The organism is Oceanispirochaeta crateris, assembly GCF_008329965.1.
Classification (GTDB): domain Bacteria; phylum Spirochaetota; class Spirochaetia; order DSM-2461; family DSM-2461; genus Oceanispirochaeta; species Oceanispirochaeta crateris.
The window spans coordinates 2,365,228-2,377,368 of record NZ_CP036150.1 but is presented as its reverse complement, the minus strand read 5'-3'; the positions used below and the strand labels follow the sequence as shown (position 1 = coordinate 2,377,368).

12 protein-coding genes are annotated in these 12,141 nt (G+C 44.0%); all 12 read left to right on the top strand.

All coding sequences use genetic code 11. From position 1 onward, the window contains the following. Nucleotides 1–361 precede the first annotated feature (361 nt). Nucleotides 362–2,014: a peptide ABC transporter substrate-binding protein gene (locus EXM22_RS10775; protein WP_149486524.1), complete on the top strand. Its 1,653-nt coding sequence runs from the start codon at nucleotides 362–364 to the stop codon at nucleotides 2,012–2,014. 109 nt (nucleotides 2,015–2,123) lie between these two features. Beyond that, nucleotides 2,124–3,053: an ABC transporter permease gene (locus tag EXM22_RS10770; RefSeq protein WP_149486523.1), complete on the top strand. Its 930-nt coding sequence runs from the start codon at nucleotides 2,124–2,126 to the stop codon at nucleotides 3,051–3,053. 3 nt (nucleotides 3,054–3,056) lie between these two features. Continuing rightward, nucleotides 3,057–4,244: an ABC transporter permease gene (locus EXM22_RS18525; RefSeq protein WP_149486522.1), complete on the top strand. Its 1,188-nt coding sequence runs from the start codon at nucleotides 3,057–3,059 to the stop codon at nucleotides 4,242–4,244. 7 nt (nucleotides 4,245–4,251) lie between these two features. Then, entirely contained in the window at nucleotides 4,252–5,271 is a 1,020-nt protein-coding gene (locus tag EXM22_RS10760) for an ABC transporter ATP-binding protein (protein ID WP_149486521.1), read from the top strand. Then, the gene (locus tag EXM22_RS10755; protein WP_149486520.1) at nucleotides 5,264–6,256 is read left to right on the top strand and encodes an ABC transporter ATP-binding protein; all 993 of its coding nucleotides are present in this window, start codon (nucleotides 5,264–5,266) and stop codon (nucleotides 6,254–6,256) included. Before EXM22_RS10760 ends, EXM22_RS10755 begins: the two co-directional genes overlap by 8 nt. 137 nt (nucleotides 6,257–6,393) lie before the next feature. Beyond that, on the top strand, nucleotides 6,394–7,800 hold the full coding sequence (locus EXM22_RS10750) for a glycosyltransferase family 4 protein (RefSeq protein WP_149486519.1): 1,407 nt from the start codon (nucleotides 6,394–6,396) through the stop codon (nucleotides 7,798–7,800). After that, nucleotides 7,793–9,496, top strand: coding sequence for a hybrid sensor histidine kinase/response regulator (locus EXM22_RS10745; protein ID WP_149486518.1), 1,704 nt, complete (start codon nucleotides 7,793–7,795; stop codon nucleotides 9,494–9,496). Before EXM22_RS10750 ends, EXM22_RS10745 begins: the two co-directional genes overlap by 8 nt. A 49-nt stretch (nucleotides 9,497–9,545) precedes the next feature. Then, on the top strand, nucleotides 9,546–9,938 hold the full coding sequence (locus EXM22_RS10740) for a Fur family transcriptional regulator (RefSeq protein WP_149486517.1): 393 nt from the start codon (nucleotides 9,546–9,548) through the stop codon (nucleotides 9,936–9,938). Between the two features lie 137 nt (nucleotides 9,939–10,075). Continuing rightward, a complete protein-coding gene (gene rbr / locus EXM22_RS10735; protein ID WP_149487977.1) occupies nucleotides 10,076–10,651 on the top strand; it encodes a rubrerythrin in 576 nt (191 codons plus the stop codon). 32 nt (nucleotides 10,652–10,683) lie between these two features. Next, nucleotides 10,684–11,058: a desulfoferrodoxin gene (locus EXM22_RS10730; RefSeq protein ID WP_149486516.1), complete on the top strand. Its 375-nt coding sequence runs from the start codon at nucleotides 10,684–10,686 to the stop codon at nucleotides 11,056–11,058. 93 nt (nucleotides 11,059–11,151) lie between these two features. Then, nucleotides 11,152–11,310 carry a rubredoxin gene (rd, locus tag EXM22_RS10725; protein WP_149486515.1) on the top strand — a complete coding sequence of 53 codons (159 nt, stop codon included), beginning with the start codon at nucleotides 11,152–11,154 and terminating at the stop codon, nucleotides 11,308–11,310. A gap of 86 nt (nucleotides 11,311–11,396) precedes the next feature. Further along, nucleotides 11,397–12,137, top strand: a complete 741-nt coding sequence (locus EXM22_RS10720) for a class I SAM-dependent methyltransferase (RefSeq protein WP_149486514.1) — start codon at nucleotides 11,397–11,399, stop codon at nucleotides 12,135–12,137. The last annotated feature ends 4 nt before the right edge of the window (nucleotides 12,138–12,141 follow it).

Here is a 12,141-nt window from a genome sequence, read left to right as displayed (position 1 = left end):
CCGCTTAAAAAGCCTCCATGAGGCAGTAATCTCTAATATATAGGAATAAATCGATATTTACATGTCATTATTTCTTGTTGAAAATCAACTTTCGAGAATAAAAAAATTATATAAAAATACTAAATATATTCTAAAATTATGGTTTTTAATCTCTTTTGTCGGGGTATTATTGCAATAATATGTTTTTTTTATACCTTTTGCAGTTCGAATCATGAAAATATTGAAACATTGACTAATCGGGGTAAGGCGGGTTAAATATCTGTATTGAGTTATATTATTTAGACTTATTTCTACTCGCGATTGGACAGCGTGTTTAAGTCAGGGTATAATTTTTATCAAGTTACACACAAGGAGATAGAACATGAAAAGAAATTTATTTCTTACTCTTATAGCTCTTTTTATGATTCCGGTGCTGTTCATCAGTTGCGGAAAAAAAGAAGAAGTTGCTGAAGTTGTTATGGAAGAAGCTCCCGCCGGGCCTGTTGTTATGAACTGGAACCTGGCTGCCGACCCCAAAACGATTGACCCAGGCCTGAATGGAGCCTCAGACGGCGGTGATGTCATCAGCAATACCTTCGAAGGTCTTGTCCGTGAAAGAAGCGGAGAGGTTGTTCCCGGAATCGCCAAGAGCTGGGACACATCAGCTGATGGTAAAGTTATTACATTTCACCTCCGTGAATCAAAGTGGTCTGACGGGTCTCCCCTGACAGCCCATGATTTTGTATACGGCTGGAAAAGAGCCATGGACCCCGCCACTGCTTCTGAGTATGGCTGGATCTGGCACTATACCAATGTTGTAAACGCCGAAGCGGCCAACAACGGAGACGTTTCCCTGGACGAAGTCGGTATCAGAGCCGTAGATGATCTGACTTTTGAAGTCACCCTGTCTGCACCTACCGACTATTTTGTCTCCCTTACATCCTTTTATCATTTTATGCCTGTTAAACAGTCTGTTGTAGAAGATCCTGCAGGAACCGAAGGTCTCTGGGCCAAGACCCCTGCACTGGCTGTCAGCAACGGTGCCTACAAACTGACTTCTTATAAAGTCGGAGACGGCATGACCCTTGAGAAAAATGCTAACTACTGGAAAGCAGATAAAACCGGTTTGGATAAAATCAATGTAAAATTTATTGACTCGGCATCAACAGGTTACACTGCCTATCAGGCGGGTGAATTTGATTTCCTTGATGGTCTATCCGTACCGCCTGCTGAAATCTCAAAGCTCATTGCCGAGAATCCCGAATTCTACGTATTCCCGCTGCTGGGAACCTACTACTACAACTTTAATATGGATCTGCCTCTCTGGGAGGATTCCAGAGTGAGAAGAGCTATGGCTTACGCCATTGACAGAGAACAGATTGTAGAAACACTGGCCCAGGGTAACGTTCCCGCCGCCGGTTTTGTTCCCCCAGGATTCCCTGATGATAAGGGCAACGACTTCTTTAAAACTGCCGGTACATACGGTGTTTCCCTGGGTAGCGAATCTATTGCAGAAGCACAGAAACTTCTGGCAGAAGCCGGATATCCCGGTGGAGAAGGATTCCCCAAATTCACACTGCTCTACAATACATCAGAAGGTCATCAGCTTGTCGCTCAGATGGTTCAGGAAATGTGGAAAACCAACCTGGGTATTGAGTGTACACTTGAAAATCAGGAATGGGCCGTATTCCAGGACACCAGGAAAGAAGGAGACTATGAAATTTCCCGCGGTGGGTGGATCACAGACTTCCTCGACCCCATGGGTCTTCTGGCCATCTTTGTAGATGGAAACGACTATAACGATCCTAACTATAACAATCCTGAGTACAACAAAGCCATGGCTGAAGCGTCTTCCTCTTACGGAGAAGCACACTTCAAGGCTCTCTATAAAGCCCAGGATATCCTTATGAAGGATATGCCCATCGTTCCTGTTTATCATTACACCGATTATTTCCTCTCCAGTCCTAAAGTTAAGGGCTGGGATCGAAGCATGTTGGGTCAGATAGACTTCACAACAGCTTATTTGGCTGAATAATTATATTAATTGTTATGACTGCCCTCCCTAAAACGGGAGGGCGGTCTATTATGCACAGCCTGAATTCTTTAAAAATAAATTTCACTTTTCAGGTTAAGGAGACTCCTGTATGAGAAGTTATTTCGTACGGCGCCTGATCTACTCGATGCTGACCATCATCATCATCGCCACGGTTACTTTTTTTATGATGCATTCCATACCGGGAGGGCCCTTCACTAGAGAGCGTCCAGTTCCCCCGGAAATCATGCGTGTTTTGAATGAAAAATATAAACTGGACCAGCCCCTGTATATGCAGTATTTGGACTATATGAAAGGGTTATTCACCTTTGACCTAGGCCCTTCTTTTTCAAAAATTGGGATTTCTGTAAATGAACTTATCATTGAAGGCTTTCCCTCTACAGCCAAAGTCGGTTTTGTTGCCTGTGTCTTAATTGTCATCTTAGGCGTACCCATCGGCATCATTTCGGCTTTGAAGCAGAATAAACCCATCGACTATTTAGTGATGTTTATGGCCACTCTGGGTGTTACAATTCCCAGTTTTGTCATTGCTTCCCTGATGATATATTTTTTTGCAGGAAAACTGGGGTGGATTCCTCCCTTCGGTCTCAGTACTGCTGCCAGTTATTTTGGACCGGTAATCGCCCTTTCCGGGTATTCTCTGTCCTTTGTCGCTCGCTTGACTCGTTCCAGTATGCTGGAAGTCCTGCGGCAGGATTATATAAGAACAGCCCGAGCCAATGGCTTGAGAGAATGGTCTGTTATCAGTAAGCACGCTGTTAAAAATGCCCTGATACCAGTGGTTACCTATCTAGGACCGACCATTGCCGCCCTGATGACCGGGTCCTTTGTTGTAGAAAGGATCTTTGCCATCGCCGGAATTGGACGGTATTTTGTAGAGAGTGTTTCCAATAGAGACTACACGGTGATTATGGGGATTACCGTCATGTATGCCGCCTTCTATGTCCTGATGGTTCTGCTGGTGGACATTGCCTATGCCTTCATTGATCCCCGCATCCGATTTGAAAAGGAGAGCAAATAACTCATGGACTCCAGTCAATTTGAATTTGTCGACAAGAGCGTAAAGGATATTCCTGAAAAAATGCGCCCCAGTCTCACCTACTGGCAGGATGCCTGGCGGAGACTGAAAAATCATAAAATGGCCATGATCGGCCTCTTCGGTGTCATACTCATCGTATCTATTGCCGTTTTCGGTCCACTATTTGTTAAAGCTTCCTATTCTGATCAGAATCTGGATTATGCCAATATCCCGCCCAGGCTGGATCTTTATCAGCTGGAAGACGATTTTTTTGTCTTTTTGTCCAGTGATTACAAACTTCTCAGAGTCTCAGAGAAGGGTGAAATCCTCGGCCGTCTGAAAAGAACCAAAACTGACCCTATTAAGAAACTCTATACATATGAACTGGGAGATATAAAGGTCGTTCTGGACTTTTCCTACAACCTACTCAAAGACAAGATGGGTTATCCCTACGATTTCAGCTTCCTCTATGGTGGCGAAGAGATCACAGAACCTGTTAAAAAGGTGGGGAACAAGACCTATCCTTTCGGCAGTGATATTCTGGGAAGAGACCTCATGATCCGCGTCATGTACGGAGCAAGAATCTCTTTGACAGTGGCCCTGGTTGCCTCTTTGGTCAACCTCTTCATCGGAATTGTTTACGGGAGCGCCGCCGGATATGAAGGGGGGAGGACCGATACGTTTATGATGAGGATTGTGGATATTTTGAACTCGATCCCACTGGTTCTCTATGTCATTATTATCATGGTTATCGTTGGTAACAGAGGGCTGTGGACTATGATCATAGCCCTGGGATCTGTGTACTGGGTGGTCATGGCCCGTCTGGTCCGCGGGCAGGTTCTCAGCCTGAAGGGCCAGGAATTTGTTCTGGCAGCCCGGGCACTGGGGGTTTCTAGAAGGCATATCATTTTTAGACACCTCATTCCCAACGCCATGGGTCCCATTATCGTTTCAATGACCATGATGATCCCCCAAGCCGTTTTCACAGAAGCCTTTATCGGATTCATCGGTTTGGGTGTTTCCGCTCCTATGGCCTCCTGGGGAACTCTGGCCAATGATGCCCTTCAGGGACTCTTATCCTATCCTTATCAGCTGTTCTTTCCCTCCGTGGCTATTGCCCTGACAATGCTCTCTTTCAACTTTTTAGGAGATGGATTGCGGGATGCCCTAGACCCGAGACTGAGAAAAGGATAAATAAGAAATGGAAGATATACTATTAGAAGTCAAAAATGTAAAAACCTCTTTTTTTACACATCATGGAGAGATACAAGCCGTCAGGGGAGCCTCTTTTCAACTGAAAAAAGGCGGTGTTTTGGGAATCGTCGGGGAGTCCGGTAGCGGCAAGAGTGTGACCGCCCTGTCTATCATGGGGCTGATCGATGAACCCGGCCGGATCAAAGAGGGGGAGATCCTCTTTGGGGGCAAAGACCTGGCTAAACTGTCGCAGAAAGAACTTTCTGATCTACGGGGAAATGAGATTGCCATGATCTTTCAGGATCCCATGACATCCCTGAATCCCGTCTACACAATCAAAAATCAAATGGTAGAGGTCATTCGTCGACATAAGAAAATCAGCAAGTCCAAAGCTGTGGCGCAGGCGGTTGAAATGCTCCGCCTTGTAGGAATTCCTGAACCGGAAAACAGAATTAACAGCTACCCTCATGAGTTTTCAGGGGGTATGCGTCAGAGGGTCATGATTGCCACAGCCCTCTCCTGTAATCCCATGCTCCTCATAGCCGATGAGCCAACAACGGCTCTGGACGTTACAATTCAAGCTCAGATTTTGGATCTGATGAATGATTTGAAAGATAAGATCAACGCCTCTATCATCCTCATTACTCATGATCTGGGGGTTATTGCCGAGGTTTGTGACCATATTGTCGTCATGTACGGCGGAACCATCATGGAGCAGGGAACAGAAGATGATATCTTTTACAATCCTCAGAACCCCTATACGGTGGGTCTCCATAAGTCTGTACCAAAGATAACACAGGGTGAAAAGGAACGGCTGATACCCATTGAGGGATCACCTCCCGACCTCCTTCATCCCCCCGAGGGCTGTCCCTTTTCAAGCCGTTGCCCTCATGCCATGGCTGTCTGTCTAACCGACAGGCCTCCTGCGTTTGTGTTGAGTGAAACCCATACCTCTGCCTGCTGGCTCCTTCATGAGAAGGCTCCTCAGGTCGAAAAATATGAAAAAGCAGGAGCCGTAAGTGAGTAATAAGGACGTCCTACTTGAAGTTAAAGAGCTAAAAAAGTATTTCCAAATCAGCAAAGGTGGATTGTTTAATCAGAAAAAATCCTATTTGAAGGCTGTTGACGGTGTTTCTTTTGAGATTAAAAAAGGCGAAACCTTCGGTCTCGTTGGAGAATCTGGTTGTGGTAAATCTACTACTGGACGGACAATCCTTCGTCTTTATGAGGCAACAGGTGGAGAAATCAATTTTGATGGTATCGATCTGGCGAAGGTGCCCGAAAAAGACCTGAAACCCTTCCGGAAACGGATTCAAATGATCTTTCAGGACCCCTATGCATCGCTGAACTCCAGAATGACAGTGACCGATATCATCGGTGAAGGGATTTCTACACATAAAATTGCCTCAGGTGCGGAACGACAGGAACGGATCTATACTCTTCTTAATCATGTTGGTCTCAAGAGAGAGCATGCCAACCGCTACCCTCATGAGTTTTCCGGAGGACAGAGGCAGAGGGTCGGCATTGCCCGTGCTCTGGCTGTAGAACCGGATCTTGTGATTTGTGATGAGCCAATTTCGGCCCTGGATGTTTCCATTCAGGCCCAGGTTGTGAATATGATGGAAGATCTGCAAAATGAAATGGGCCTGACCTATTTGTTTATCGCCCATGATCTATCCATGGTTAAACACATCTCCGATAGAATCGGAGTCATGTATCTTGGGATGCTCATGGAAGTTTGTGAAAGTGAAGAGCTGTACAAGAATCCTCTCCATCCCTACACAAAAGCCTTGCTCTCGGCCATCCCCATACCTGATCCCAAGTTGACCAGAAAGAATAAGAGGGTGATCCTGCCAGGTGATGTGATGAGTCCCATCGATCCGCCTGCAGGTTGTCGTTTTGCATCCCGTTGTCCCTTGGTTCAGCCCGTCTGTAAAGAGCAGACTCCCGTTCTGGAAGAGATGGCTCCCGGGCATCATGTTGCCTGTCATGTGGTGAAAGGTTCTTTCTGATATAGATCTGAACCTATGAACAGCAGGGTTGTCTTCTCATGCGGAGACAACCCTGTTCTTTTTTTTCAAAAATTTTAACATCCCTTTAAAAAGTAGACAAAGCGAAGTACATTAATAGGTCTGGAGCTTGCATAAAAATGTTGCATAAGAAAAACAATTTATTCAATATTTGTTTTATCAGCGGGAAACTCGGGGATGTGGATGGTGTTTCCCGGGAAACTGAAAAATGGATCTCCGTGCTGGCCGGCATGGGGCATGGTCTGTATACTGTTTCAGGGTTCTATGCTTCAGAATTTACAGAGGTTCCATATAAGCAGCAATTGACCATAAAAGACCTCAGCTTTTCATCACCCCGTCAGGAGTATTATGAAAACCTTGTGTTTCCTTACCTCGGTGAAAACTCTACTCATTTATCAGAAGAAAATTTGCAGTTGCTTCAGGATGAGTTGCTAGAAGAAGGACGCAAAATAGCAGGGGTTCTATATCAATTTATTCAAAAAAACAGCATCGATATGATTATCGCAGAAAATACAAATGCCCTACCTATGACACTCTTAGGAGCCGTGGCTGTGAATGAGCTGGTTCAGACCTATAAAGTCGCCGCACTCTTTCATCACCATGATTTCTGGTGGGAAAGGAGCAGGTTCTGTGAAAGTCATATTGAGCAGTTATTGAATAGAATCATGCCGCCTAGAAATATTTCCGTTGAGCATGTGGTGACTTCCTCCTATGCGGAACATGTTCTCAGTTCTGTGAAAAGAGTAAAGCCTCATATCGTTCCCAATTGTGCCGATTTTGATCATCCTCCCATAAAAGACAATTACAATAGACAATTCAGAGAGGATTTTGGCTTCGCAGAGGATGATCTTCTCTTTGTTCAACCTACAAGAATTGTTCCCCGCAAAAGGATCGAGGATTCAATCAGGCTTATGGCTCAATTTTCTAGAAAGTACAGCTTCCTTGCGCATAAAATTCATTTCATTATTACCTTGCATCATAGTAATGAACCGGACAGCCCCTACCTTCAAAATCTTATCAGCTTGGCCGGGAGTTTAGATGTTCATTTCCATATAATCACAGATAGGGTCTACTCCTGTCGTACCGAAAAAAACGGTCAACGCTGTTATACAAATGCAGATGTCCTGATTAATGCGGATCTGGTCACCTATCTCCCGGCTTGGGAGGGGTTTGGTAATGCACTTCTCGAGACCATTGCTGCGAGAGTTCCCCTGGTGACAACCACATATCTTATCTATAAAACCGATATTAGGGGCAGTGGTATCCAACCTGTTGAAATAAGAGACAGATATGATGGTCAAGGGAATTTAATCATAGATCCTTCTGTGCTCGAAGAAATATATGAAGTTCTGACTGAAGAAAAAATCAGAAATCTAAGGGTAGGCCTCAGTTTTAAAAGAGCTGCAGATGAATTTGGAATTCACATTCTGAAAACCAGGCTAGCTAGTATTTTAGATAATTATTCTGATGAAATCAGGGCATCCAGGAGGCGATTGCAGATAAGTCGGCAATCCTATTATGTTTAATCAATTCAAAATATCTTTAACACTCATCGAAGACAGTGTTCTGATTTTTTCAATAATTTCTGTTCTGGTCGTTACAACCAGTCTTATCGTGTTGTATTACAAAAATAAGTATACCTCATTAGTTCGTAAAGAGTTTTCCCGCCATAATCGGGAAGAAAGAAATCTTCGTGAAAGACTGAATTCCATTGATAGTCTTCTAAACAGCTATCCCGATCCCTTCGTTTTTAAAAATAGTAAGGGAGTCTATACCTGGTGCAACAAGGCACTCGAAAAATTGTGGGGAATGCCAAAAAACCGGATTATTGGCTCGACACCGGAAAATCTATTTCCTAATGAGTCTGATGAGATTCGCAAGATGGAGAACATGGTCAATACCAGGGTGCGGCCCCTGATAAAAGAGAGGAAGTTTACCGATAAAGAGGGTGATACAAAAACCTACGAAGTCTCTTTTCTGCAAATGAAAGACCCTGAAACGGGGAAAATGGGTGTTCTCATACACTTCAAGGATATTAGTCATTACAGAGATCAGCTGGATATTCTCAATGATCTTTATGTTTCCGTCAAAGAGGACCTCCAGCTTCGCAGTGATTACTATGCCGATTTCCTGAGAACAGGACTCCCTCCGTTGAATCAAATCATAGAAGACAGTGATTCACTCTTGCATGATGATTCAAATCGCGTGGAGACCAGGAAAAAGTTGGAACGGATCACATCTTCAGGACAGGAAATGAATTCCACAATCCGTAACCTCTCATTCCTGGCTTTTCCGGATAAGATTTCGGCCTTATATGAAGGAAATCAAGAACAGCCGCGCAATGAAACACGTTCGCTGGAGGACTGGCAGAACCAACTGGTCAATCGGGTTCGCAAATTCTATCAGCAACAGGGATTTCCATTTTTTGTCCTCCTGCTGGGGGATGTTCCCGAATCACTGAATACCCGTTTTACCCTCCTGAATGAACTGCTGGAGAGGCTTATTGACAATGCGGAAGGACTCAGTCATGGAGGGATGTACATCATTATAAAAGTTCACCGAGTCGAATCACTATTTTTCACTATGAACATCACCGTCCGTAATTTAGGCCCTGCCATTGATGCGACTAGACGGGAGGATATCTTCAAACCCTTCACGCGCATCATTTTAGACAGGAAGGGGCCGGGACTGGGCTTGACTGTTGCCCGCAGTCTGGCAGAAAAAATGGGGGGAAGTCTTTCCTGTGATCCATCCTGCAGCGATGGCGCTAGATTTCTGCTTTCAATACCGCCGGTGAAAGGGGAGGGGACTGTCATTAGCGGTTATAGGCTGGGAGGAGGGCCTGGGAAGGAATCGGGTGCAATTCTGATTGCTGATGATGATTCTTTGTTCAGAAAAAAACTTTCAAGTCAGCTTGAACAGACCGGTTACAGTGTAGACCAGGCAGAAACAGGGCAGGAGGCAGTCCTTAAAATGAAAGAGAATGACTACTTTCTGGTTCTTGTAAATGATCACTTGCTCACCCTTTCAGGACTAGAAATCCTAAAACAGTGGAAAAATGGAGCCTTCCCGAGAACGAATCACTGTTCCCTCCTTACCTCTTCATTAATCAGTGAAAAGAAAGATTCCAACGAATATCATTTATATAGCGATGCCTTTGAAAAGCCTTTGAACTGGGACTTATTCCTCGATCTTTTGATTAAGAAGCAGAATTCAAACTGATTGTAAAAATCTAGTTGACAATCAATAGTAATCATTATTATTATTACTCATGGATAATCTAAGGATGACAACTCAGAGGAAAATAATTCTCGAAGCTCTTAAGAAGAGTCAGAGTCATCCTTCGGCAGATCGTGTTTATGAGTTTGTCAGAGGCGAAATTCCGAATATTAGCTTAGGGACTGTTTATAGGAATCTGGAAATTATGTATCGGCAAGGGATGATTGTCAGAATCGAGACACCCGATGGGCAGAAACGATTTGATTATGATACTTCAAATCATCCGCATTTTAGATGTGAAGAATGCGGTAAAATTGAAGATATACCTCTGCCTTTAACGGCTCCTCCGCTGGATCCCCGCAGCGAATGGGTCAGTAAGAGGAAGATCCTCTCGTCTACAGTGAATTATCAGGGTTTGTGTAGCGATTGCATTAGTAAAGCTTGATTTTAATAGTATACTGTATTTTAATTAAGGGGTTGATTGAATCTGGAATCTGAACAGAGTCAACGTTTGCACCACCATTGTTTTGCAATGGAAACAGACTCTGCAGGAAATAAAAATTGTTTATCAAGGAGATCTCAATGGCAAGTCTTAAAGGAACTAAAACCGAAAAAAACATTCTCACCGCATTCTGCGGGGAGTCACAGGCTAGAAATAGATATACATATTTTGTTAAACAGGCAAAAAAAGAAGGATTCGAACAGGTAGCCTGGGTATTCGAAGAAACAGCAAATCAGGAAAAAGAACACGCAAAGAGACTTTTTAAGCTTCTTGAAGGCGGAGAAGTAGAGATTACTGGCAGCTTTCCCGCTGGTGTTATTGGGACAACCTCTGAAAACCTGGCAGAAGGTGCTGCTGGGGAACATTACGAATGGACAACCATGTACCCCGAGTTCTCTGCAACTGCAAAAGAAGAGGGCTTTTCTGAAATCGCTGTGATCTTTGATTCTATCGCCATAGCCGAAAAACAGCATGAAAAAAGATATTTGGATTTAAAGAAGAATATCGATAATGGAACAGTCTTTGAAAAAGATGCGCCTGTTGTTTGGCGATGCATGAACTGTGGTTATATCTATGAAGGAAAAAAAGCTCCCAATAAGTGTCCTGCCTGTGCACACCCTCAGGCCCATTTTGAAGTTCTGGGTGAAAACTGGTAATTCTGAATCCAAAAAAATAACAGGAGATTATTATGATTGCTAAAGGTCAAGTGTATAAGTGTGAAGAGTGCGGTAATATTGTCGAAGTTCTTACTGTTGGCGGCGGTGAACTGGTTTGCTGCGGACAGCCAATGGTTCTTCTGGATGAGAAGACAGCCGATTCTTCAACAGAAAAGCATGTTCCTGTGATTGAATCTATCAGTGGCGGATATAAAGTTACTGTGGGAAGCACTCTGCATCCTATGACAGAAGAACATTCCATTCAGTGGATAGAATTGATTGCCGACGGTAAATCCTACAAACAGTTCCTTAAACCAGGGGATCAGCCAGTGGCCGAGTTCATGGTAAAAGCCTCCAAGGTAACTGCTCGAGAGTATTGCAACCTGCATGGTCTCTGGAAAAGTTAAGGATCAGGCCGATTCTGGTATAAATTGCCCTTGCGAAAGGGCAATTAATATATATAATTCTATGGAAACCAATAAGGTTTTGGAGGTTACTACATGAAATACGTATGCGATGTATGCGGCTATATTTACGATCCTGAAGATGGTGATCCTGACAACGGTGTAGCTGCCGGAACAGCATTCAAAGACATCCCCGAAGATTGGGTATGCCCCCTTTGTGGAGCTGAAAAATCTGATTTTTCACCCAACGACTGATGAGCAGAATGTAAATTATATAAAAGCCGTCCCTTCGGGGCGGTTTTTTTTGTGGGCTGCTGTATATTTTTGATGAGAGGTATCCTATGGATTTTTATACAATTCTTTCTGAGTTCTACGATGAAATATTTCCACAGTCTGAAGACAGTGTTGATTTTGTATTGCAAAGAGTCGATTCAGGTGCCACTCTGCTCGATGCCGGTTGCGGAACAGGGGAATTCGTCAGGAAGCTCAGACACAAAGGTATCCTGGCCCGAGGATTTGATCTGGATGAATCTATGATTCATGAAGCAGAAAGAAGACTCGTAAGAGATCCTGGACCTTCAATGATGGAAAAAACTGGGGTATTTCAAGCCGGGAATCTGGTTGATATGGAACAGCTGTACCCTCAGCAGAGCTTTGAATGCATCAGCTGTCTGGGCAATACTCTGATTCATATCCCGTTTAATCTTCAGTTTCAGTTCCTCCAGGATGCTGGCAAAAAGTTGAACAAGTCGGGTATACTTGTTCTTCAGATTCTGAACTATATCAATATTCTAGATGGTGGAATGACATTCCCACTTATTGAGACAGAACACTGTCTCTTTAGACGAAGATACGAATCCGGTCCTACGGAAGGAATGCTTTATTTTATGACTGAACTTGAAGTTAAAGAGACCGGTCAGATTTTTGAAAACAGTATTATCCATTATCCCCTTATGCCCGAAACCCTAATGGCCGCATTGAGCATGTCCGGCTTTGCCGAATGGAATACATACGGTTCATACAAGGGTGCTGGAGCGGGAGCAGATCAACTGCCACTGATCGTAGCAGCAGGTGTTTCCTAGAATG

Coding starts and splice junctions, on each gene's coding strand:
- EXM22_RS18525 (WP_149486522.1), top strand. CDS start 3,057: ATGGACTCCAGTCAATTTGAATTTGTCGACAAGAGCGTAAAGGATATT.
- EXM22_RS10740 (WP_149486517.1), top strand. CDS start 9,546: ATGGATAATCTAAGGATGACAACTCAGAGGAAAATAATTCTCGAAGCT.
- EXM22_RS10770 (WP_149486523.1), top strand. CDS start 2,124: ATGAGAAGTTATTTCGTACGGCGCCTGATCTACTCGATGCTGACCATC.
- rbr (WP_149487977.1), top strand. CDS start 10,076: ATGGCAAGTCTTAAAGGAACTAAAACCGAAAAAAACATTCTCACCGCA.
- EXM22_RS10730 (WP_149486516.1), top strand. CDS start 10,684: ATGATTGCTAAAGGTCAAGTGTATAAGTGTGAAGAGTGCGGTAATATT.
- EXM22_RS10775 (WP_149486524.1), top strand. CDS start 362: ATGAAAAGAAATTTATTTCTTACTCTTATAGCTCTTTTTATGATTCCG.
- EXM22_RS10720 (WP_149486514.1), top strand. CDS start 11,397: ATGGATTTTTATACAATTCTTTCTGAGTTCTACGATGAAATATTTCCA.
- EXM22_RS10745 (WP_149486518.1), top strand. CDS start 7,793: ATGTTTAATCAATTCAAAATATCTTTAACACTCATCGAAGACAGTGTT.
- EXM22_RS10750 (WP_149486519.1), top strand. CDS start 6,394: ATGTTGCATAAGAAAAACAATTTATTCAATATTTGTTTTATCAGCGGG.
- EXM22_RS10760 (WP_149486521.1), top strand. CDS start 4,252: ATGGAAGATATACTATTAGAAGTCAAAAATGTAAAAACCTCTTTTTTT.
- rd (WP_149486515.1), top strand. CDS start 11,152: ATGAAATACGTATGCGATGTATGCGGCTATATTTACGATCCTGAAGAT.